Source organism: Anaerobutyricum hallii DSM 3353 (assembly GCF_000173975.1).
GTDB lineage: Bacteria > Bacillota > Clostridia > Lachnospirales > Lachnospiraceae > Anaerobutyricum > Anaerobutyricum hallii.
Genome location: NZ_ACEP01000119.1, coordinates 1 through 23,504, shown reverse-complemented (window position 1 = coordinate 23,504; position 23,504 = coordinate 1). Strand labels below are relative to the sequence as shown.

At 33.1% G+C, this 23,504-nt stretch carries 27 protein-coding genes; 4 read left to right on the top strand and 23 right to left on the bottom strand.

Annotated elements, in window-relative coordinates; genetic code table 11:
• The 5 genes from EUBHAL_RS11935 to EUBHAL_RS11915 all read right to left on the bottom strand — a co-directional run bounded on the left by EUBHAL_RS11935 (position 1) and on the right by EUBHAL_RS11915 (position 4,274).
• On the bottom strand, positions 1–297 hold the full coding sequence (locus EUBHAL_RS11935; RefSeq protein WP_005350099.1) for a hypothetical protein: 297 nt from the start codon (positions 295–297) through the stop codon (positions 1–3).
• Between the two features lie 192 nt (positions 298–489).
• On the bottom strand, positions 490–2,094 hold the full coding sequence (locus EUBHAL_RS11930; RefSeq protein ID WP_005350098.1) for a hypothetical protein: 1,605 nt from the start codon (positions 2,092–2,094) through the stop codon (positions 490–492).
• Positions 2,095–2,183: 89 nt separating this feature from the next.
• Positions 2,184–2,807: a hypothetical protein gene (locus EUBHAL_RS11925; RefSeq protein WP_005350097.1), complete on the bottom strand. Its 624-nt coding sequence runs from the start codon at positions 2,805–2,807 to the stop codon at positions 2,184–2,186.
• A 261-nt stretch (positions 2,808–3,068) separates the two neighbouring features.
• A complete protein-coding gene (locus tag EUBHAL_RS11920; protein ID WP_005350093.1) occupies positions 3,069–3,362 on the bottom strand; it encodes a hypothetical protein in 294 nt (97 codons plus the stop codon).
• Between the two features lie 12 nt (positions 3,363–3,374).
• Positions 3,375–4,274, bottom strand: a complete 900-nt coding sequence (locus tag EUBHAL_RS11915) for a hypothetical protein (protein ID WP_044923336.1) — start codon at positions 4,272–4,274, stop codon at positions 3,375–3,377.
• Positions 4,275–4,460: 186 nt separating this feature from the next.
• Between EUBHAL_RS11915 and EUBHAL_RS11910 the strand changes: the two genes are divergently transcribed.
• Both EUBHAL_RS11910 and EUBHAL_RS15755 read left to right on the top strand, forming a co-directional pair.
• The gene (locus EUBHAL_RS11910) at positions 4,461–6,203 is read left to right on the top strand and encodes a DEAD/DEAH box helicase family protein (RefSeq protein ID WP_005350091.1); all 1,743 of its coding nucleotides are present in this window, start codon (positions 4,461–4,463) and stop codon (positions 6,201–6,203) included.
• A 107-nt stretch (positions 6,204–6,310) separates the two neighbouring features.
• Entirely contained in the window at positions 6,311–6,940 is a 630-nt protein-coding gene (locus EUBHAL_RS15755; RefSeq protein ID WP_005350090.1) for a hypothetical protein, read from the top strand.
• Here EUBHAL_RS15755 and EUBHAL_RS11905 read toward each other — a convergent pair.
• The 5 genes from EUBHAL_RS11905 to EUBHAL_RS11885 form a co-directional block, all read right to left on the bottom strand.
• A complete protein-coding gene (locus EUBHAL_RS11905; RefSeq protein WP_242648793.1) occupies positions 6,871–7,128 on the bottom strand; it encodes a DUF1002 domain-containing protein in 258 nt (85 codons plus the stop codon). The two genes, EUBHAL_RS15755 and EUBHAL_RS11905, sit on opposite strands and share 70 nt — an antisense overlap.
• A 142-nt stretch (positions 7,129–7,270) precedes the next feature.
• Positions 7,271–9,868, bottom strand: coding sequence for a YfhO family protein (locus tag EUBHAL_RS11900; protein WP_005350087.1), 2,598 nt, complete (start codon positions 9,866–9,868; stop codon positions 7,271–7,273).
• Positions 9,869–9,925: 57 nt separating this feature from the next.
• Positions 9,926–10,648, bottom strand: coding sequence for a glycosyltransferase family 2 protein (locus tag EUBHAL_RS11895; RefSeq protein WP_005350086.1), 723 nt, complete (start codon positions 10,646–10,648; stop codon positions 9,926–9,928).
• On the bottom strand, positions 10,645–10,824 hold the full coding sequence (locus EUBHAL_RS11890) for a hypothetical protein (RefSeq protein ID WP_005350085.1): 180 nt from the start codon (positions 10,822–10,824) through the stop codon (positions 10,645–10,647). Before EUBHAL_RS11890 ends, EUBHAL_RS11895 begins: the two co-directional genes overlap by 4 nt.
• 117 nt (positions 10,825–10,941) lie before the next feature.
• Positions 10,942–11,223: a hypothetical protein gene (locus tag EUBHAL_RS11885; protein ID WP_005350084.1), complete on the bottom strand. Its 282-nt coding sequence runs from the start codon at positions 11,221–11,223 to the stop codon at positions 10,942–10,944.
• Positions 11,224–11,539: 316 nt separating this feature from the next.
• On the opposite strand from EUBHAL_RS11885, the gene EUBHAL_RS11880 reads away from it, so the two are divergent.
• Entirely contained in the window at positions 11,540–12,292 is a 753-nt protein-coding gene (locus EUBHAL_RS11880; protein ID WP_005350082.1) for a hypothetical protein, read from the top strand.
• Positions 12,293–12,414: 122 nt separating this feature from the next.
• On the top strand, positions 12,415–14,226 hold the full coding sequence (locus EUBHAL_RS11875; protein ID WP_005350081.1) for a hypothetical protein: 1,812 nt from the start codon (positions 12,415–12,417) through the stop codon (positions 14,224–14,226).
• A gap of 57 nt (positions 14,227–14,283) precedes the next feature.
• Here EUBHAL_RS11875 and EUBHAL_RS11870 read toward each other — a convergent pair whose 3' ends face one another.
• From EUBHAL_RS11870 to EUBHAL_RS11815, 13 genes are all read right to left on the bottom strand, one after another.
• Positions 14,284–14,553, bottom strand: coding sequence for a hypothetical protein (locus EUBHAL_RS11870; protein WP_005350080.1), 270 nt, complete (start codon positions 14,551–14,553; stop codon positions 14,284–14,286).
• Between the two features lie 624 nt (positions 14,554–15,177).
• Positions 15,178–16,089 carry a hypothetical protein gene (locus EUBHAL_RS11865; protein ID WP_005350079.1) on the bottom strand — a complete coding sequence of 304 codons (912 nt, stop codon included), beginning with the start codon at positions 16,087–16,089 and terminating at the stop codon, positions 15,178–15,180.
• Between the two features lie 58 nt (positions 16,090–16,147).
• The gene (locus tag EUBHAL_RS11860; protein ID WP_005350078.1) at positions 16,148–16,591 is read right to left on the bottom strand and encodes a very short patch repair endonuclease; all 444 of its coding nucleotides are present in this window, start codon (positions 16,589–16,591) and stop codon (positions 16,148–16,150) included.
• Positions 16,591–16,932: a PDDEXK family nuclease gene (locus EUBHAL_RS11855; RefSeq protein WP_005350077.1), complete on the bottom strand. Its 342-nt coding sequence runs from the start codon at positions 16,930–16,932 to the stop codon at positions 16,591–16,593. Before EUBHAL_RS11855 ends, EUBHAL_RS11860 begins: the two co-directional genes overlap by 1 nt.
• Before the next feature lie 133 nt (positions 16,933–17,065).
• Positions 17,066–17,224: a hypothetical protein gene (locus tag EUBHAL_RS15955; RefSeq protein ID WP_005350076.1), complete on the bottom strand. Its 159-nt coding sequence runs from the start codon at positions 17,222–17,224 to the stop codon at positions 17,066–17,068.
• 71 nt (positions 17,225–17,295) lie between these two features.
• Entirely contained in the window at positions 17,296–17,445 is a 150-nt protein-coding gene (locus EUBHAL_RS17325; RefSeq protein ID WP_242648795.1) for a helix-turn-helix domain-containing protein, read from the bottom strand.
• Between the two features lie 185 nt (positions 17,446–17,630).
• On the bottom strand, positions 17,631–18,485 hold the full coding sequence (locus tag EUBHAL_RS11845; RefSeq protein ID WP_005350072.1) for a DUF5688 family protein: 855 nt from the start codon (positions 18,483–18,485) through the stop codon (positions 17,631–17,633).
• A gap of 14 nt (positions 18,486–18,499) precedes the next feature.
• Positions 18,500–19,216: a Rad52/Rad22 family DNA repair protein gene (locus EUBHAL_RS11840; RefSeq protein ID WP_044923331.1), complete on the bottom strand. Its 717-nt coding sequence runs from the start codon at positions 19,214–19,216 to the stop codon at positions 18,500–18,502.
• Between the two features lie 60 nt (positions 19,217–19,276).
• Entirely contained in the window at positions 19,277–20,218 is a 942-nt protein-coding gene (locus EUBHAL_RS11835) for a YqaJ viral recombinase family nuclease (protein ID WP_005350069.1), read from the bottom strand.
• Between the two features lie 18 nt (positions 20,219–20,236).
• Positions 20,237–20,866, bottom strand: a complete 630-nt coding sequence (locus EUBHAL_RS11830; protein ID WP_005350067.1) for a DUF5688 family protein — start codon at positions 20,864–20,866, stop codon at positions 20,237–20,239.
• On the bottom strand, positions 20,866–21,141 hold the full coding sequence (locus EUBHAL_RS11825) for a hypothetical protein (protein ID WP_005350065.1): 276 nt from the start codon (positions 21,139–21,141) through the stop codon (positions 20,866–20,868). Before EUBHAL_RS11825 ends, EUBHAL_RS11830 begins: the two co-directional genes overlap by 1 nt.
• Positions 21,142–21,156: 15 nt before the next feature.
• Positions 21,157–22,089 carry a DUF932 domain-containing protein gene (locus EUBHAL_RS11820; protein ID WP_044923329.1) on the bottom strand — a complete coding sequence of 311 codons (933 nt, stop codon included), beginning with the start codon at positions 22,087–22,089 and terminating at the stop codon, positions 21,157–21,159.
• Positions 22,090–22,415: 326 nt separating this feature from the next.
• The gene (locus EUBHAL_RS11815; RefSeq protein ID WP_005350060.1) at positions 22,416–23,105 is read right to left on the bottom strand and encodes a recombinase family protein; all 690 of its coding nucleotides are present in this window, start codon (positions 23,103–23,105) and stop codon (positions 22,416–22,418) included.
• Between the last annotated feature and the right edge of the window lie 399 nt (positions 23,106–23,504).

Genomic DNA, 23,504 nt, shown 5'->3' with positions numbered 1-23,504 from the left:
TTAGGAAATCCTTTCTACATGATAAATCTGATGATTTTTAATCTGCTCCCTTAATGTATGAGACAGTACATTATTTACTTCTTTTTGAATCTCCATTTGATGGTATCCTGCCTCTGTCCGTTCCCTTGTCTCATCAAACTCTGGAAACTCCAAAATAACTTTTATACCATCCTGTTTTGTTTCTATACAGGAATACTTTGGAGCTTCTAAAGAAATACCTGTAATAGACTTCCCTGTTTCATTTCTGCCTACATGGACTTCTTTTAATTCTTTACTTCGCTTTGTTGTCTGATTCATACAAAAACCTCCTATACATCGTATTGAAATCATGAGTTGTCTTATGACTGTATCGTTTTAAGCTATACAGACACTTGATTTCGATAAATGATAGATTCATAGGTAACCATATATCAGAAGGTATATAGTCTCCTATGAATCTTTCAGAAGGATAATATATAATTACCGCTCCTTATTTTACCTACAATGGTCTTATTCCCCTGTGCCTCTTAATTCCTCATACCGTTCTTTCAACTCATAATATAAAATACAATACGTCCGTATATTTTGTACTTTTGTAGTATGCGTTCCTCCCCGGTCTTCATCTAAAAGCTCCATCTGCGATAATGCTAAAATAATCTTATTTACACTAATACCTGTACACTTATGCTTTTTGAGACCATAAACTAATGCTTTTCTACTAAGAAACACACCTCTATTACTAACCAACATTTCATCTGCTTTTCCTCTATATAATGCTTTATTTTTATAACTGCATTTTTCATATAGCTTATCATCTATTAATTCGTAAACAACTTTGATAACCCTATCTTCCTCTGACATACTGAGCTGCTCTAAATGTAACTTCTGCTTCTCCTTTTGAAGTGTAAGTGCTTTATCCAATTTAGATTTAAGCTTCAATTTATCGCTGTTGTCCACATATTTTCCATATAAAATAGCTGTTATTTTAAGAAAAACTATGCTTTCCTCAATTCGCATAGACTGCTCTCCATGCCTGCTTAAAGCCTCATACTGAGTACGAATGGTTTCTATTGCATCTTTCATGTTTCCTAATAATTTATCCAAAAAATTCATTACAATAGTTGCCATCGTCTGCTCCTGCTGAATTTTAGTAAGCGTTTTCAAATCCACATTTTGAGCCTCTATCTGAAGAGTTCTTGACTGTAAACTTTCTACCCCATCGAGAAATTCTGATGTAATAAACACAACTGCACTTTGAGGATTACTCTCTATATGACGTACCACTGCATCCATCATAGAGATCTGCCGCTTATAATCGTAACCAGTTGCCGCAGGGTGATAATCTTCCAATACCATAGGAAATCCATAACATTGTTGTACTTTCTTCACCGCCATCTTCTTTTGGTCATTTACCAAACTACACATGAACTGCGAAGGATTTTCCATATACATCATCGCCTGCGTTAAAGCGGTCTTATAACTTCCTGTTTTTCCATAAAGATTGATGCACACTGCCGGATTAAAACCTGCTTTTATAAATAAGAATTTTATAGCTGATAATAAAACCGCTGTAAATAAGATTTCACTGGCTCCCTGTGATACTGTCAGGTAATCTTCTTCATTTCTATCAGCATTTTTCTTATCTGCTAATCGTACCTTATTTTTCCATTTCATTTGTTTAACATTTTCGTCAACTTCAATCTGTATCCCATCCTGATTTGACATATATGTATAATCACCGGCAATGAATATCTCTTTACCAACTTCTAATCTCTGGTATCCATTAGAAGTTATATGATACATCTTAACCTGCTTTGCGTCCTTACAGGATGTCTGTAAACGTAATAAAAGCATCTGCCTTTCCCATCTATCTAATCCAGCATCCATAATCTCTGTCCACAGAGTAAAGTACGACAGGTTATTAAGTTTTTTTACCCGACGGGGAGATAATTCTGTCCCATCAAGCATTTTTGCCACTAATTCATACTCCATATGGTTCTTTTTACTCTCATCCTCCTCTATGTAATAGAAGATTCGATTCACCTTTACATCAAATTCTGTTATATATCTTCCATCTACCATTAAACCCTGGTTCGGTACAAAACTAAAATTCATTATGATTATTCTCCTTTTATTTTTTCTTTCACGCGACTCTCAATGCTGCGGACTAATAGCCCGCAGCCTCTTTTATGTAACAATAAAAATCACAATAACAGTAACAAATCATCCACATCCTGCTTACTTATCAGTCTACGGCTTCTTTTGTTATCCCACTTGCCGTTCTTAATATTCTTGAAGACTGTCTTCCTGTATTTTTTTAAGACCTGCTTTTGTCTTTTCAATTTTTCTTTTTTAGACTTATTCTCTTTCCTTAAATCTTTGCACTCGCTTAACAAATTTTGGTTTTTCTCTTCCAACCGTTCGTTTCTTCGAGCCAAGCGGCAATTATTTTGTCTTATTCTGTGATTCTCCTCCTCTAGCTTTCTGATATACTGTGTACTCCATTTATAATGGTATTTAATTCTTGCCTCTTCCAGCTTTTTCTTATTAATCTCCTCCTGACTTTCTGCCATAAATGTTTCTAAACTCTTTTCCTTACAATTTGGCACGCCCACATTTTCCTCTGACTCGTCATACGATGCTTCATCTGCATCTACTAGCAACGGAGTTTTGTTGCAATAAGTGAAGAAATCTTTATCGAAGTTCTCTTGCCGTGAAGCATATTCTTCGTAAACCTCATACTCCGCTGGAACAACACTAAGTTTCTCCATCATTTCATCTTCGAATACTTTTTTCTCCAGCTCTGTATTTAATACTCTCTTTAACATTTTAAAATCCTCCTAAAACTAAACTCTTTTGAACTCGTCAGTCCAAGGTATCTGATACCGCTCCTCTGTATTTTGAAGCTGTCTCTATATTATCGGTTCTTTAATCACAAAAAAATTCTTAAAAAGTTAATTTCTGCATTATCGAATTTACCTATTTTTATTTTTTTATTTTTATGATATAATAAACAATTTTACACAAAAAAGAAATCATATCTCAGTTTCAACTCTAAGATATGATTTCCATGTACTGTTTTTTACTAACTAATTTTTTATATTAACATTTTTATTAAATTTCTTTGCATATTTTTTTGCCGTCTCTTCTATATACTCTTTTCCAACCCTCTGCCTTTCACCTGCTTTACGAAGAAGTTCTATATACTCTTTTAATTTTTCTTCAAAAACATCATCTTCCTTGCTATCTTGCTCCATCTTTTCACCCAGTTTACAGTATCTATTATATATATCTTCATTTGCTTCGAGTATAACCTCTGGTATTGTTATTTTTAGTTCTGAAATATCTAAATTTTTATTTATTTGCGCACTGCTATACCTCACATCATATATACTCTACATTTTTTCAATATATTCTATTTTATTTATAATTCTTCGAGCATAATCAATCCCATTTTTATCTTCATCTAGCCAATTTAAATATCTATCCAAGCCAGCTTCGAAGTATCTATCTTCCTCTGTAATTATTTCTCTCTCATCTGTTTCTTCTCTAAGTCTTTCTTCTCTAAATAAACCACACCGTAACTGTTGTATTTTCGCTATTTTTTTATTTACTCTCTGAATAAAGCTCATCTCTGTTGCTCTGCTATCTAATATAGATAAATACCTATCTAAATCTTGTTCAAATTCTTTTTCTTCATCTATCAATTTATCTTTATTTAATTCTGAATATTGAAGCATTTCTCCTTTTAATTCTATTAATTTACTTTTAATTCTATACATATGTGGAAAAAATAACTTTGCTTCTAACTCATCTTCTTTGCATTGATATTTACCACCAGCCCATTGATTACATAAATCCCAGTTACCAAAACTAAGCGGAAACCAATATCCATTATTTTCCAGCATATCTACTGTAATATTAAATAATTCTAATCTATCCTCTATGTCAAATTCCTCCCATTTATCCTCTTCTATTAACGTCAATTTTTCACTGGTAGGAAACATTTCAAATATCTTTCTAAAAAATTTCTGTTCTTCCTCTCCAAATTCTATATCTTCATCTAAATGTTTGCGTCCCCTTTTTGCCTCTTCTTCCTTCTTGCTATTATTCCTGCTATCCTTATTTTCTTGAAACATACCTTCATACGATTGTTCAGAGTGCCTAGCTGTTCCAAGTACACAATTTATTCTATTATCAAAAAACTCCCATTGCTTTTTGGGTGAATCATATTGTTGATTTTGTAACTCTCCGTATATATCCTTTTGTTTTTTTATCCACATATTAAATGTCATTCTCATGTACCCCCATTACTTTTCTTTATTAAATCACATAATCCTAATCATGTCTAATTTTTTTTTGCAACATGGGAGAATCGCCCATATTCCGAACAAAATAAAAAAATTCTTTTTGCATTTTAATAAAAACAAATTATTCTCCAAACACCTTCCTAATTAATTTAAAGGAAGGAGTTTTTATTTATGGATATTAAAATATCTTTCGATAAAACAGCATTTCAATGTAAACCAACCAATAGGCAAACCGCTTTTATGAAAAAAAGGTTGCCCAAAGAAGAAGATTATTACGATATTAAAACCATTGCTGAACGCATAGGGAATCATGGACACTCATTTCTCCCTGCAACATTTGAAGGACTAGCAAGTAAACAAGAAAATTTTGAACAATGTCAATTATTCGGAATAGATTTTGACGACGAACCAGATTATGAAAAAATTAAAAAGAAATTAATGGAATATCATCTTCCTATCGTTTTCTCTTATCATACATTCAGTTCTACTCCAGAACATCCAAAGTATAGGATTATCTTATGTCATATCGTTCCAATTACAGAAAAATGGTTAGCCGATATGATTTTAAAAATGTTGAAAAAGATGTTTCCGGAAGCAGATAAACACTGTTTTGAAACTGCTAGATTATTTTACGGTGGAAAAGGATTAATAGAATTTCACGAAGTCATAGAAGAAACTGGAGAAAATACATTCAATGTGTATAATTTAATACAAGAATTTGAAAAGTTCCTTTATATACATGATTCAAGGAATTTTTCCAGAAACTTAAAATTATTTGCTCGTAATTATAAACTTAATATACATAACAATCATTTTGATATTTACGAATACAATACTCAAAGAGGGTGTATTTCAACAGACCCTAATACAAATGAAGAAAAAATAGGAAGCAATATTAAATATGAATTATACATTCCAAATACTTCTTCAAAAATCATATTTTATGAATTACAAGAAGAAGCAGTAAAAAAAGAGTCTTCTTCACAGCGTATACGCAAAAAATCAGCCATTACTATAATGAAAAAAGTATCCAATGATAAAATTTGTAATTGCTGTAGACTATGGAGAGATTTTATTAATGGGGAACCACTGGACCACAATACACGATTTTCATTAGCTACAAATATTCGCTTTTTAACTGGATACCAAAAGAAATTCTTTGATACGTTGAACAAGTATTATCCTGATACCGATATATCCAAATGGAAAGGCTATTTTAATTATATGAAAAGACAAAATTATAATCCCACTGGATGTAACGATTGTAAATATAAGGATACCTGTAATCATAAAACAAATTTATTAGAAACATTGTGTGGAAGAAAACAAATTACATATTTCAATAAACAAAGCTTTATTTCTGTAGATGAAAGCGTAGCACAGGTATCTTCTGAACTAAATGCTGCACTCAAAAAAAATACCACAAATATACATTTAATTCCGGGGCAAACCGGAATAGGCAAAACGACAATCTATGTTAAGTTAATAAAATCAAGACCCCGCAAAAAGCCATTTTTGATTGCAGTACCTACAAACAATCTAAAGAGCGAACTCGTACAAAAAATTGGTCGAGATAAAGTACTTGAAATTCCCTCTTTTGAGGATTTACCTTTACCACCAGAACTTCGTCAAACTATTGAAAAGAACTATAGTATGGGATTCATTAATGATGCCTTAGAAAGCATAAAAACATATTCTCATAATTCAAAAGATAATTCCATATTTATGAATTATCTCCATCCAGAGACAGCATTAGCTCATTCTTCAAAATGCGTTATTATGACCCATGCCCGTTTTTTAACACTCCCTAATCGAGTATTAAAAAATTTTGAAGTATTAATAGATGAAGATATTTTATATACTATGCTTACTCGTACTGCTCTGTTCAAATTTCTTCTCTCAAAAAAGCTTTAAAAGCAAACGTATTTTCTCCAGAAAAACAAATAGAGATTGAAGAACTATTAAAATTAAAAGATAATAAATGCTGCCGTAACAGAAATCTCTATTCACTAAAACTTGATATGGGAACACTCAAGAATTGTAAAACCACAGATAACCTCATTGATTTTGCAAAAGCTGACTGCTATATAAAACAGAAAGATTGTATTAAATATCTTGCTCCGGTTCAACTTCCTAAATGTAAGATGATTATTCTATCCGCAACATTAGATGAAACAATCTATAACTTGTTTTTTCCTGAAAGAAAAATAGTTTATCATGAAATTGAACAAGCTGCCTATAAAGGAAACTTAATTCAATATCCTTGTTATTCTATGAGCAGAAAAACGATAAACGACTTTATAGAAAAAAACACGCTACATTGTCCTACTGTTTCTGCGTTATTCAAAAAAATAATAACCAACACAGACAATGTATATTATGGTATCACTTTCAAGAAATATGAAAATGATATTCCTCTGGAACACACCTTACATTTTGGAAACCTTACTGGTACAGATTATTATTCTGGAAAAAATGGAGTAATTATTGGAACTCCACATTTTCCTTCCTATCTATATCAGTTGATTGCCTTTTCTATCGGTATATCAGAACACGGTTCCCTAAAAAATCGAAAAGTTAGTTATAAAGGATACCAATTTTTAATGATGGCATGCTCATCTTTATTTGTTACTTTTACAACTTTATACTGATCAAATTCGTCTTCCTTAACATCCAGAAGTTCCAACACTTTTCTCTTTTGAGTAGCCGTTAAATCTGCTCCAAGTGACAGATATGGCTTCTCCTCTATAGCATCTGCTGATACATTGGCCTGAAATACCAGTAAACCCGCTATCAGCATAGCGGATAAAGCAATCAATTTCTTTCTAAACATCATCATTTCCTCCTTTTCTTTTTCCAGAGTGTGTTTGAAAAATCATTCCTGCAATCTACACACTCGTGGGAAATTTTGCAGAAAGCATTTTTCAAACATGTTCTAGTTTACCATATCTTTAGGTGAAAAATATTTCCAAAATCTATCTTTATTCTTTCTTTTTTATATCAGATTTATATCGAGATTTTACAAAACAGCTACCCAAAAAGATTACTATTGCTAAAGAACTGATTTTCCATCCTGCAGAGGCTCCTAGTGACGTATAACTTAACGAAACGGTATGTTCGCCGGCAGAAACATCTATTCCAAGAAAAGCATTTCCTACCGCCCACATATCTGCTGGTTTTCCATCTACCTCTACGTACCATCCCTCATCATATGGGATTGAGAAAAATAAAGTTTGGTCTGTTTTAGCATTTACATTACCTTCTATATAATTGCTTGAATAATCTCTGACTATAAATGCTCTGTCTGCTGTTTCTTCTTTAAGGTTATTGTATTCCTTCTGGTCAAAATCTGCTGCTGAAAGACGCACATATCCTGTCTCTGTCTCTCCCTTTAGCTGGAAAGTTACTTTTACTTCAGATCCAGCAGATACTTTTCCTATTGGTAGCATATATCCATCTAAGTCTCCAGACTTTACGTTTGTTCCATCTATTGTAATCTGTGCATTTTCTACCTGTGTTCCATCATAAAAAAGATACAAATCATCTATTGTTTTTGTGACAGGAATCGTAAAGACCATATTATCTGCCTGTGTGCTTTTGTATTCAAAATAATATTCTCCATCATTCGTTTTCGATGCCGTACAGCCATTCGTTGCCGGATCAGCAATCTCAACATTATGAAATAGCTCCGAAACACCAAATGCCTGCTTTCCAAGACTGTTCTGTACACGGAATGGATAAGCACTTTCAGAATCCCAGTCTTCTACAGAAAGATTCATAAGATATCCCATTGACATTTCTCTTGCTGGGTTCTTATAAATATTAAACGCGCCTTCCCTCTTTACATATTCAAAGTCCGTATTCAGAGTATCTTCCTGATGGTAATAAAGATATTTTACATTTAAAAGAAGATTCGTTACCGGAGTCGCGCCTTTATAGAGATATTCATTACAACCTGTATAAAATCCCAGATTGTCCATCAGATTAACCATACTATCTGAAGCGGTAGAACCAAATAACCCTACACCATTGATTGGATATAATGCATTTTCATCAACAATCAGAGAACTGGCAAGTTCACTTCTATAAAATGTTTTATCTTCTAGTGAAGCTACCGCCTTTTCCATATCATTTACACCATAGAAAAACTTCGGAACAGCAATCTGTCCATTTTCATTAAATCCCATAAATGCTGTCGCTACAATTTCAATAAGTGCTACTATGCAAAAAACATTTTTATACCAGCCTTTTCTCTTACGAGACAATGTATACAAGAATAATAACATTCCATATAAGATAAAAAGCATTCCTGCCACACCATAGACTTCATCATCAAGTGGATTCGTTCCTTTCGCTCTGGCATATACTAAAAGTCCGACTCCTGCCATACAGGCTAAGGCTATATGCCATCCTTTTGTCCCCTCTAAGTTTTCAAAGACTTCCCAAAGCATATACAGCAGCACAAATCCAAATAAAAATGAAAAACGATTTGGTATTCCATACTGATCATGGAATCCGTGCCAGATAAAATTCAAAATCATCTCACTGAAGCTTAAATAGAAAAATCCAATCAACAATACTTTTTTTATTTTTTCACTAATTTTAATCTTACTATTTAGTAGATACAGCACCACTGCTAAAACTGTAAAAATACCAATATAAAGATTCGCATTTCCATCGAAGTTATCATAAGTGATTGGTGTCCACATTGCAAACTGCCGATTAAGTAAATCTGCTGCGTTCGTTAAAAAGCTATGCTCTGGCAAACTCATGGATTCCCCGGATGCTGTTTGCTTAATTCCAAGATATGCCGGAATAAGCATAAGCGCCGCCATTCCTGCTGCCAGAAATGAATAGAATGTAAATGCTATTCCCCGGAAGAAGAACTGCTTTACACTTTTAAATGAGTATAAAATATACCAGATTACTACAAAAATACAAATCATAAAAGCAATATAGTAATTGCAATATAAAGCGTAGAATAAGGCAAAGCAGTATAATCTTCCGTCTTTCCTATCTATCAGATCTTCTAATCCCATCATGACAATCGGAAAAATCATAATCGCATCAAGCCACATAACATTCCAACAGTAACCAACCATATAACTCGATAAAGCATATGCCATAGAAATCATTAAAACAGGGAGCCCTGGTTTCTTGCTCTTTGACGAAAAGTAAATTCCTGCTGTCAGTCCGCTGATTGCAACCTTTAACACAATAATCAAACTAACTGCCATATTTAACTGACTCTTTTTAAAAAATAAAATTAAAAGGTTCAAAGGGCTGGATAAATAGTACGCATATAATGATAAAAAATTAATTCCAAGTCCAGCACGGAAACTATAGAAAAGACTTCCTCCACTTTTTAATTTATCATATAAAATAGAATAAAATGGCATATACTGATGCAACCCATCAATAATTAAAAGTGAATTATCTCCAAATGGCTGTACTCCAAATGCAATACAGCAGCCAATCATAACGATTAATGGCATGAAAAAAGAAAGAATAATAATATGTTTTCTATTTATTTTCTTTCTTATCTGCCATATCTTCTTTCCCTCTTCTTTTATGTTCATATATTTATTTACCTGCCTTTTCTCCTTGCTTTTTACTGTTTTTATCTCTAATATTTATTATCCTATTTCCCTTACACGCTTTTTCAATAAACCAAGGCAACGTATAATATCAATCCTCTTTTTTACCATAAAGTCAATACTTCCATGTGTCATCTGTGTCACATTAGAAGAATGCCTACGATATCCAATGAGCTTGTCTTTTAAAAAGCAAACCTGTCCCATATATTCTGCCGCTGTTCCAATCCAGTAGTCATGCATATACATTTCTTTAGGAATCGGGCAAATAACTGGAATAAGCTCTTTTCGAAATGCCATACAACACCCAACGTAACTGTTTTTGATAAGATTTTTTAAAATACCTGGCTTACTTTTCCTTAAAGCAAAAAGACTTTCTGCTCCTGTTGCCTTTCCATTCTCATCTATAATCTCTGCATCATGAAGAATTGCTTTTACTTCTAAATTATCAAAGGCTGCATTCACCTTTTTCACCTTATCGGGCTTCCATATATCATCCTGATCGGATAAATAAATAATATCCCCTGTACAATGCCGAATCGCATTTTCAAAATTCTTCACTACTCCTTTACCTGGACCCTTTATAACTTGAATTCGGCAATCCTTTTTTTCCATATTCAATAGAATGGGCTCTGAACCATCACTCGCCCCATCTACAGATACAATCACCTCATCCTGATTTCCAAGCTGTGATAAGATAGAGTCCATCTGTTCTTCTATATATGTACCGCCATTATAATATGCCATTGCTACTGAAATCTTCATAAAATGATATCCTCTTCCTGTTTTTTCTTCTCTGCTGCTAGAATACGCTGTTTTTCCTCTTCTGACAAGCTCTCATCTTTCAAGATTTTAGCATAATTTTTTGTACTTCTTGTTAAATTGTTACCCAAAAATATCTTTTCAACCTGCCCGTCCATTCTTCCGATTACAACACCCATGGCTGTCTCCTCCTCTTATTTTGTTCCATTTTCCAGAAAAATTTTCTTAAAGATTTCCTTAAGATCTCTTTTTTAGGCTATATGTATCTATATTTTTCAATGTGTTTCACTTTTTGTTCAATTTTTTTCTTTCTCTTCTGCTTCTGTATTATCTTCTTCATCGTCTTCTTTGAATAGTTCTGGAAAAAAACATTTTCTCTCGTTATCCCTATTAATTTGAAATATTCGTTCGTAACTTCTTTTAGGTGACAAATTTTTGAGAGGTATATCACGTGTGTTTAAAATACATCTAATTCTATCATTAAAAAATTTACGAATGTCATTCTTTTCTTCGTATCCTTGCTCTCTTAGTTTACTACATATATCCTCTTGTGTATTTATCCATTCTGTAAATGTCATTTTTATGCCTCCCCTTTTATTAAATCACATAAAATTTATTCTGTCTAATTTTTTTCTACAATATGGGAAAATCGCCCATACTCCAAAGAAAATATAAAAATAAAAATTAGAATCCGCAAATTATAATTCCAATCACATCCATAAATTCCATTAATTGTTGTGATGTAGATGGTTATACAAGATGCCCCGTATAACCATCTACATCCTTTTCCCATGTTGAAAAAATACATAAAACAAGCCTTTTCTCCCATTTCTAATAAAAAATAATTAAATCTATAACACTTTTTAAATATTAAAAAGAAAGAAGGCAAGAAAAATGAAAATTAAAGCAACAGTTGATAAGTACTGCTATACAAGCAAGCCAACAGACAGTGATGCAAAAAAAATGAGAATGCGTTTACCACAAGAAGAAAATTATTATGATATAAAAACTATCGCAGATTGCGTAGGCGAACAAGGTCAAGCTTTTCTCCCTGCAACCTTTAAAGGAATGGCAAGTAAACAAGAAAATTTTGAGCAATGCCAATTATTTGGTATAGATTTTGATGAAGAACCAGACTATGAAAAAATTAAAAGAAAATTTGCAGACTATCATTTGCCGATTGTATTTTCTTATCATACGTTTAGTTCTACTCCAGAACACCCAAAATATAGAATTATCTTATGTCATATCGTTCCAATTACAGAAAGATGGTTAGCTGATATGATTTTAAAAATGTTAAAAAAAATGTTTCCAGAGGCAGATAGTCACTGTTTTGAAACTGCTAGATTATTTTACGGTGGAAAAGGATTAATCGACTTCAATGATGTTGTAGCGGAGACAGGGGAAAATACATTTAATGTATATAATCTAGTAATGCAATTTGAAAAATTTTTATATACAAATGATAAAAAAAATTTTTCAAGAAATATAAGAGTATTTGCTCACAAATATCAAATTGGATTGAGTAATAATCATTTTAATATTTTTTATATAAAAATCCCGCACACCCCCACAAGGAGGGTGTTCCTATCCACCCCCCAATCAAAAATGAAGAAATTATTGGAAGTAATATTAAATATAAATTAGATATTCCAATCATATCTTCAAAAATTATTTTTTATGAACCCAATGAAGAGGAAGAAAAGTCTGAAAAGTATGTATGCAAAAAGAGTAGACCTAAGAGACTTGAAAAAGTCTCTTACGAAAAAATGTGCTCTTGCAGATTATGGAAAGAGTTTGTATCTGGTGATGGTAATATTTTATCTCATCGGGATAAATTTTTATTAGCCACAAACATCCTATACATAGTTGGCTTTGAAAAAGATTTTTTAGATGCATTAAAAAGAAATTATCCTGACTCAGACAGAAATAAATGGCGTTATAATCTTAACTGGATGAGAGACCGAGAATATAAACCAGCAAGCTGCTCTAATTGTAAATATTGTAATTCATGTAATCATAGAAGTAATATTGTCGAAACACTAAAAGGGAAAAAACTAATCACATTCAATGGAAATCATGATTTTGTTTCTGTAGATGAAAGTTTTAAGCAAATATCTTATGAATTAAAAGAAGCATTAAAATCAAAAAAAGATCAAATTCATCTAATTTCCGGTCAAACAGGAATTGGGAAAACCTCACTATATATTGATGCAATCAATTCAGGAAAATATAAAAAGCCATTATTAATCGCCGTTCCTACAAGTGATTTAAAATCAGAACTTATACAAAGAATAGGAAAAGAAAATATATTTGATATTCCATCTTTTGATGATTTACCATTGATAGGAAGGAGATTTGATATTCAGCAATATTATAATCAGGGAGATTTTGAAAAAGCTAGACAATGTATCATTGAATGTGCACGCGATGTTTGTGAACCAGAAGAACTCAACAAATTCAGAGTATACTTAAATCCCCAGATTTATTTGGAACAAACATCCTCTTGTGTTATCATGACTCATGCTCGACTTCTTTCACTTCCAGATAAGATTTTAAAAAGATTTGAAATAATAATAGATGAAGATATTTTATATAATAGTATTCTTGTACGGGTTGGGTCAATTAAAATTTCTACTCTCAAAAAAATTCTGGAAAAAAATTATCTATCATACGCAAAAAGAGAAATGATTCAAGACTTATTGGCATTAAAAGAAAAGAAATGTTGTATTAATCGTGATTATATTCCTAACGAAATTGATACTCGTATAATAAAAAGATGTAAAACAAATGATAATATTGCTGAATTTCTAAAAGCCGGATGTTATATGAAGTTGGATGACTATATTAAATATCTTCCTCCTATCAAACTTCCCAAATGCAAGATGATTATATTATCTGCGACATTAGACCAAACAATTTATGAGATTTTCTTTCCTACAAGAAATATTATTTATCATGAAGTTAAGCAAGCTGCTTATACTGGAAATTTAATTCAATATCCTGCATACTCTATGAGTAGAACTGCAATTAAAAACATTGTATTGGATGAGAACTCCGATTATCCAACACTTTCTATGCTATTTGAGAAAATTATATCTCACACAAATAACGTAGTTTATGGCATTACTTTTAAAAGATATGAAGAAGCACTTCCCTTAGGGTATACACTCCATTTTGGAAATCTTACGGGTACTGATTATTTATCTGGGAAAAATGGGATAATTATTGGAACACCCCATTTTCCTACATATCTTTATGAATTGATTGCTTATTCTGTTGGCATATCGGAAAAAAGCAAAAATTCATATAAAAATAGACAAGTTAGCTATAAGGGATATGATTTTATAATGATGTCTTACAAAAATAAGATTTTACAAAAAATTCAACTATATCTAATTTCGTCTGAATTAGAACAGGCTGTTGGTCGCTCACGATTATTGCGTACAAACAGTACTGTCTATGTGTTTTCTAACTTCCCTTGCAATCAAGCTACATTTTGTAATATTGATTATTTAAAAGATGCCGATGACCCAGAAGGGAACATCGACAATTACTTGATTAATACTATGTTCTTTTAAATAAAAGGAATACCGTCAGATTTTTATGTTATGATGGTATTCCTTTTATAAAATATCTTAATAACATTTACTGCAAGGTGTATACCCTCTGCTAATGGCTTCCGATTTCTTCACCTTGCTCGGACTTCTCATATTACTGCATGAAGAACGAGAATGATATTTACTTCCTGTGCGTGGAATCCACACATAAGAAGATGAAGATGTCTGTTTACTGCTATTCTTCTTTGTATTAGAAACTTTTTTTGTTGTAGTTTTCTTCGTAGTCTTCTTATTAGAAGAACTCTTACTATCTGGAAAAGCTGCCTTATAATTTTTCCAAATTCCCAACTTCTTTCGCTTGGCAATCTTTTCAGAAGCTCTTAACTTATTAGTATACTTATATTTGCCATATACCTAGTAAACACGCGCATAGCCTTTCTTAACAAGTTTATTACATTTTGGAAATGTAGCAGGAATTGATTATTACGCAGGAAAAGATGGAATTATTGTTGGAACATATCATCTTCCCGAAAGTGTATATAAACTAGCTGCCTGTTACATACATGGAACTGGAAAAAATTTGCACAAACAAATTCTACGACGCAGGACAGTCTCTTTTAATGGGTACTGTTTTCCAATGATGTCATATGAAGATAAATTACTGTGTAACATCCAGTTTTACCTCATATCAACAGAATTGGAACAAGCCATAGGACGTTCAAGATTACTCCGCACAAACAGCACAATCTATTTATTTTCTAATTTTCCTTGTCCACAAGCAAAACTATCTAAAATAGATTATTTAAAAAAAGGAAATGCCGATGCTCTTAGCTAAGAACACCGACAAATATTGTAATTAAACATATGTTTTTAAAATAAAATATTGCCAGAAGCTAATTCCAAAAAGTTTCCGGCAGTATTTTATTTTGAACTATACAAAAATTTTTATTAAGTAATTACTAAATTTTCTATTCATATATTTATAATCTTTGAATCTATGATTAATGGCTTTTTTGAAAAAAATTTGGCATTAATTACTTCTCTAGTCAATTTCATTATATATGCATATTCATCTCCACTTATTGTCACCTTCTCTGCATGTGCAATTTTATTTCTTATTACAACAAGTTTTGATATTATGTTACAATCAACACTTATATTATATTTTTGACAGAACCACATTATCCTATAATAATTATCACCAAATACAATATTAAAAATGTAATTACTAATCTCCCCACTGAATTTAGTTAATCTTTCCTCTGTTATTTGAATATTATATGTTTGACTTAATATTCTTTCTAAGCACTCTTTTGTTTCTTCTTTTCCTCTATCAATTCCCTCTTTTTCAATATCAAATTCATCTGATACTATTTTCTCAATTATTTTGAAAAATGTAAAAAATGCATCCTCACAATTTTCATCACCAAATAAAAAATTTAATCTTATCCCTAGGTTATAAAGTTGTAATGTACTTTCTAACAATTTTCTCTTTTGCCTAATTCTTTGATATGCAGTTTCTGTTTCCTGTATTTTTAATAACTTCCTCTTGCTTTTGTTAATATCAATAATCGGACGTGCATCAACAATTGACTTTGTCATTCCACCTTCACTGTTATATGGATTTCCCGTTAAATAAACAAAAAACTCTAATGCTACCCTGATTTTTCTCATAGCCTCATTCTGATTGTCTCTTTCCGAATAATAACTAATCTGTAAACTATCAGAAATATAGCAAACTTGATTATGGTATTTCTTAACCACAAAATAACAGTCTCCTAATATAAAAGGCATATTTTCTCGCAAAACAATTTGAAAATAGAATTCACCCAAATTATCAATCGCATCTAAAATCCTACTACTTACCTCATATTTATAATACATCTAACCCACCCTTTAAAAATTTTTATTTTACTTTTTTTAAATAAATTTTCTATTTTTCTTATAAGTAAGCATCCAACTCTATTTTTTGTGCCAAAATTGTTTCTTCTACAACCTGTATACACTCTTCCGGATGCTTCAATATATCTTTCCCCAAAAAATGCAATACTGTCCAACCTAAAAAAAGCAATTTCTTATCTGTTTCCATATCTCTTTCCATATTGCGAGTTATTTTAGGAATCCAGTAATCTGGATTGTTTCCCTTTTCTAAGCGAGGTTTTAAAACTTCCCAATCTTTTCCATGAAAAAACTCTGAGTCACAAAATATCGCTATTTTATATTTTATAAGGACAATATCTGGCTTTCCCGGCAACTCACTCCAATTTTTTCGATACCTATAACCCTTTGCCCACAAAGCTTTTCTAAGCACAACTTCAATCTTAGTATCTTTAGAATGAATATGTTGCATATTCTTCCGCCTTTGCTTTGGAGTCAGATTATCCATTAGCTTTGAATATCAGAAAGTCTGACTTCACGATTCACTGAAAAAATTCTTTTAATTGTATCATGATTATAGCCTCTTTCCGCATAATCCTGAGCAAAATTAATCAGTAAATCTACAGGCATTGCTGAACCGTTTACGTTTGTATCTCTAGTTATTCTGCCAAGCCAGCTATTCATGTTTGCTCCAAAAGAATCCGCTATATATGTATAAAAAGCTAACAGCTTGTCTGTATTACCATAGTATGGATACTTTATTAATTCACTATGCCATTCTGATATATAATATCCATCATGAAATAAATCATATATATCCCTTCTTGTAATTTCTGTAATCTGACTCATTTATCTGCCCCTTTTAAGCACAATTTTTCTATTTCAATAATTACGAATTTAGCTAATTTTATACTCATTATAACATAAAAAAAATACTGCCAAAGCTCTTTTTAACTTTGACAGTATTTTTTATTTTTTCAAACTACTTACTCTCTATAATAGCCTTTATTTTTTCAATATTCATATCCAGCAGATCACTAATCTGTTCTATTGAATAACCTTTTTTATATATTCTAAGAACGGCTTCGGCTAATCCTTTTTCAATACCTCTTTCTTCTACTCCTTGACTTAAATTACACATTTGCTCTCATCCTGTATCTATATAATTCTGTATAGCTATATATTATCACAAGAAAAAATAATAACATAGACTTATCTGTATCGAATAAACTCAATTACAGACTGTTTTGCTATTTTCCAACGGTTCCCTATTTTGAATGCTGATATTTGTCCGCTGTGTATTAAATCAAGCAAAGTATTTTTTCCGACTTTTAACAATTCTTTACATTCTTTGAATGTCATTACCTCTGGAATGTACTCATACATAAGTTATCACCTCGTTCATTTCTTTTTAAAAATGTGTTCATTGCTGTTCAAAACGGTTTATTCCTATCCGTTGCAGACTAATTTTAAAATTTTATTTGATAAATATTTTTACATAAAAAACAGGAAGAAACATCATGCTTCTTCCTGTTTTTATTATATGCCTAACCTGCTATCTCTGCCTCTCCTTTGTCTCCATAATAATACACACTATTTGAAAGAAGGTATTCCGCTGGCAGTTCTTTATTAGATTCAATAATTGCTTTTTTCATCTCCTCCACTTCATCTGCCTGACTTTCGGGAACTATCATTAACTCAAAAATTGAAACAGGCAGCATATAAAATGACTCTCCAATCTTTTTCTTTGCTTCATCTAAGACACTCTTTTGTAATAAAGCTAATGCTCCTTGATTTTTCTGCAAAACATCTTCCAAAGTCATAAGTGAATTTTCTTCCTCTGTCACGATCAGCATCAAAAACAGGCTTTCTTTTCCCATGTTTTCTAAAACCTGTTTCCATATTACTTCCGGCTCTACCGACCAGATTTTAAAAATGTCCTTTGTTACCGCAGTCCCTCGATGTGACTGAGCCTCTTTGTAATCTGGCTGTGTATCTATGTAATACACGACCGCTAAATCAAGAAATGGAACATAGTATTTATGCTCCAAGTACTGCTCGTTCCATTCTTTGTTCACCATCTCTACATAGAGCCGGTCTTTAATCCGCTCATAACTCCATATATCCTGCTGACTTAATAACGAAATGTTCCCCGCTGTCCTGCGGTACTCTTTTAAAACCTGTTCGCTAATCTCCTGCACACTGATTCCTGCCTGAAAATCTTCATAGCACCTGTCTAAAGAAACAACAGGCGATAACTCCTCTTCCAGCTTTTCAATAACCAATCCTTCATAAGATACACCGTTATTCTTCCAGACACGCTTCTGTTTCATCTCAAATTCTTTACCTAACTGACACGATAATTCATAGAATAATTCTTCAATAAATTTATTTTTCTCCATGACAATCTCCTTTCTTATGCTGCTCTTGTATCTGTATTCTTTAACGCACTCATTACCCTCTTATAATCTCTCTCTGTTAAATTCGCCAAAGATACATGAAAGCGTTCTACAATCTGCTGTTCTGTCACACCTGTACGTTTCATTTCATCATACAGTTTTCCCATACGATAATCGGAAAGCTGGTTTTTATTTGCCGTTTGAAAAGCCTGTTTAGAAACTTTATTCCCCATGTTAAACTGACATACAATCTCATTCTTTTGATTGCGGATTTCCAGACTTTTAATGACTTTCCCATTTTCATCATAGGAAATGTATGACACATTAAAAGAATCTCTTACTTTTAACTTTCCATTGCCCTCTGCAATACTTACTTTATCTGACGGAATCCAGATAAACGGGGCGGTATAAAGTTCCCTGCCTATGCCGATATTAAAACAGGCACGTTTAAAAGAATCTGATGCGGCTCCTTTTACTGCTTCTGTGTAAGACTCTACTCCTACATCCTGTTTAGAAATCCATTCTCCATTCTCGTCTTTGATGCTAACCGTACAGAATAACGCCCCGTTTATCAGTTCATGTTTCCGTTGCCAGCCTGCGATTCCGAATGTTTCATCTAATATATTCATATCACAACGTGCATCCTTGTACAGCAATAATGATATACCGTTTTTCCTAACAACACCTACACGAACTTCAATCTCATCTGCTCTTAATTCCCGAATCTTCTTCATTTTATACCTCCAAAAAAGAGAGGATACCATTATAGATACCCTCTCACAGTCTTTTTACTATCATGCTACTGAAAACTTACGGTAAGTTACTTCTTTTTTGCAGTCATCGTAAATATCTTTATGTTTTTCTTTGAGTTTACTCGAATCAATCCTGGTCTGAACTACCTGTTTCCATTTTACGATATGTCCTCCTACTCTGCCGGCTTCATTTTCTGCTAATGCAGATTTTAACTGATTTTCAACAAGCCGTTTCTGCTCTGTTAATGAATCTAATTCTATTTTTATCTGCTCATATTTTTCAATAGCTGAAAGCATCTGTTCATCCAAATCAATGACAGAACCGACCTTCGCATTATTGTATTTTGCCCCCAGATAAAGGCTTGTAGCCTTAGAAGCATCCACATCTGGTTCTTCCCCCTCCCGGACACAATGCCAGAAGTGGGATTCCATGCTTACCAGCATCTTGATAAGCTGTTCATCCCGGTATACTTCCGTCCAATAGAATTTATTTCCGCCGACCAGAACCGCAATATACGCTTTCTGAAAACCTGTAACTGCCAGATAGTGTTGAACCTGTAACTGATAAGCTTTAGGAATCTCTCCATTCTTCCAGTCATTATTTTTAAATTCGATAGCTGTTTTAGCTTCAAATATCGAATAAGTACCATCCAATTCACTGATAATGCCGTCAACATCTGCAATCATAAAAGGATATTCTTTGCTTCTAAGAATGGAATTTTTCTTTCTTACCATTAAGCCTGTACGCTGGATGAACTCCTTTCTTACGACATCTTCAAGAACCTTACCGAAATGCGTTACTTCGGATTCTTCTTCTCTTACTGGAATCTCCCCACGTTTCTCCTGCCATAACTCAAAGATGCTGCGGTAAGGATTACATCCGGCAATGATACCTGCATCACTGCCGCCTATTCCAAGCGTTCTTATTTTCAGCCATTCTTCTGTTGATAAATTTTTCGTGGAACACACAATATCGTATTTCATTTTTAACTGCCCCTTCCTTTATGCTGCAATGGTAATGCCATGTTCTTTGTCATAATGATATACGTTATAACTTAAAATATCTTTTTCAGCCACAACGGTTTCATTGGCATCTCGAACCATTTCTTTCAGTTCATCGACTCCGTCTTCCAGTTCACTTGCTCTTACAAGAAGAACCTCATTTACGGAAGATGGAAGGATATATAAATCATCTTCTAATGCCTCAGCAATGGCTCCAACTACTTCTGGACTCATAAAATAGATCGCTCCATCCACTTCCTTTTGATTGGTAAGGATATATGTTGTTACTTCATCTTCTCCCAGTGGAAGCTTTGCTCCAATACTCATTTCTACATATCGCCCTAAATTCATTAATTTAGGTGGGAAAAGTCTTAATGTATTTGCCAATGCCGCAGCATAAATTTCTTCTTCGGTCATACCTAAGATTTCAGCATCCCCTTTTGATAATGCCATTGAAGCCATTCCTTCTTTATCCATTTTCAGAACAACTCTTACGACTGCGGAAAGATCTAAAAATTCTTTTGATATGGACTGCTCAACTAATGACTCATTTCTTTCTGTATTAACCAGCTTTACAAATAAACTCTTTTTTGCAATTTTCTTTAATACTTCCTGTTCTAATGTTTTCATTATCTTTCCTCACCTTTCTTTTCTTCTGTTTTCTCTGACTTGTTCCATAACTGCTTTAAGTATTCAAATAAATCGGCTACCCCTAATAACTTTTCTAAGAGTACTGGGTCAAATTTCTTTAAAATGATACAGAAAATTTCATAGACCGGATGTCCTGTGTTTTCTGTATCTCCAGTATCACAGCCGGTTGTAGTGGTTGTAAAACTATTTGATTGTCTGTACTTTTTCATCTCTGAAAGAATTTTCCCTTCAACTACATCTTTTACTGGATTCAACTTTATTCCCTCCCTTTATGCCGATAACACCATCTGATATGTCTTATCTAAGACTGGCAGACCGTCAATCGTTTTCCTGAATAAATTCTCATTATAGTTCTTTGTCTGACGTAATGGTTTACCATGATAAGCCATATCGGATACCGCATTAATAAAGCGATACCCATTCTTTCCTACTCCCTGCAGATCAGGTGCATCAAAATAGCAGGCTTTTAATATCTCTTGCTGTTTTAAATTATTTTTCTTCTGCATCTCGCTTAAATCCTCACTGACTGGATACAGAGAATCAATCATAGCAAGTACTTTCTTATCCGTAAGCTTCTTAGCCTGTAATTCATTAATAGACCGTCCTAATTGTGACATATAGGCATTGGCAAGCTGTAATGTCTCTCTTGCTTCATCCATACGACTCATTACATTGCCCGTATGTCTGGCGGACCATACACGACTTGCACCTTTTAATGCCAGATTAAGTGTATTCTGGCATACAACACGTACAGGTGTCATAGCGACACGAATTGCACCTGAACCATCATGAGAGTTGCAGAACACTAGATATGGTTCAATAGCATCTCCAGAGATAATGTATTTCTCTGGAAGTTTTGCAAGCATCCAGACGATTTTCCCTCCGGCAAGACTTCCGGCAGTTTCGTACTTTACCCCTTCTCCCAGCAATCCATCTGTAAAAGCGAAAGCTTCTTCATTCTGGACAATCTTATATCTGTCACCCACGATTCCTAATACGCTACGGTCAATATCTCGGATATTGGCTTTATATCCTGGAATTCTTTCTCCTGATGCTGCATATACATCGGTCTGCTCTACTTTCCAGTCGAGTCCTGCCTGAATCAATGCTTCTTTAGAACCTAGTACTTCTTCTACCCTGACTCCTAATCCATGCCAGGGTGCCGTTCTTGTATAAAACATACTTTCTACATTTGCTGCCATCTTACTTTCCTCCTTTTCTTCCTGTAATGACAATAATGATAGTTACGATTGATTTAATAATTCCCATTGGATATATCCTCCTTATGGTAATGGAATATTACTCTTGTTACAGGAAGATGGTGTATCATTATGATTTGAGAATTTACGGTAGAAAGTTAAATAATTAAAATCCAACTTTAATGGAGTTGCTATGGAAAATAAAAAAAGTCGAAAAAAGGGAAGGATGAATCAATCCTCATCCTTCCCTGTAATGTAATTAAAAATCAGTTTTCTTATGCTATCATCTGTCCAACCTGCTATGATAATTTTAATTGCATAATCTACTTTTAACAAATTCCGTCTTTTATTTCTCTTTTATATTTATAATACGTTCCTCGTGCAATTCCAATAAGCTGTATACACTCTTTATCACTCAGCATCCCATCAAAATCTCTGCTATATTTCTGAATCTTTTCCTTACATTCGATGGATCTCTTTGTAACAAGCTTTGTTCCCGATGCTAAACCTATGTGCTTGCCATTTATCCGGGCTGTCTCAATTCCTTCCTTTGTTCTTTGCCGCAAATCCGTAACTTCCTTTTGTGACTGTAAGAACGCAAGCCTTATCTGCTCTTTTGCTAATGACATCAGATATTTATTAACTCCTTCTAAAATATAATCCACATTTGTTCCTGTAAGCGGAATCCCATTATGCAGAGCCGCTTTATATGTCATTGTATCAATGTGATGCTCTTTTAAGAAAATAAGCTCTATTCCTTTCTTATATAAATCTTGATATACTTGAAACCCTTCTTCTGCATCACGACTCATTCTTGATACTGAGTCAAACACTACGGTATCCCCCGCCTTTAATTGCTTTATCAGTTTATTTAATTCCTTTCTGCCTTGAAACTTTATTCCTGTATACACTTCTTTTATAATGACCGCTTCGGGATACTCTTTTTGAATATTCCGAATCTGTCTCTCCATGTTTTGTTTCTTAGTTGAAATTCGCACATACCCATAAATCTTTCCCATGATTCTTTTCCTTTCCGTATCACAAAAAACGACCGTTAGATTTGACACTCACTTTTATATGATTTGCCAAACCCAACGGTCCACTTTTGACACTATTTCGTTATAGGTTTCTTTTGATACTACTGCCCTATTCTATTTCTTACAGAAAAACGTCAGCAATTTCTTTTTTCGTCAGATTATCTTCATTCTTTGCTCACAACCTGTTCACAAATTTCCAGTATCATAAAACCATCAAAAACAACAACAGATTTTTGATAGATTTTTTTCATACTTTCCTCTCTTTTGAAGCCGGCTTTATGTCGGTTTCTTTTTTAATCTATCATCCTGATACGCTCCTGCAATCCCCCTTTCTTTTTACCACAATGAAAAAAGTCTCATGCATAAATGCATGATGTAAGA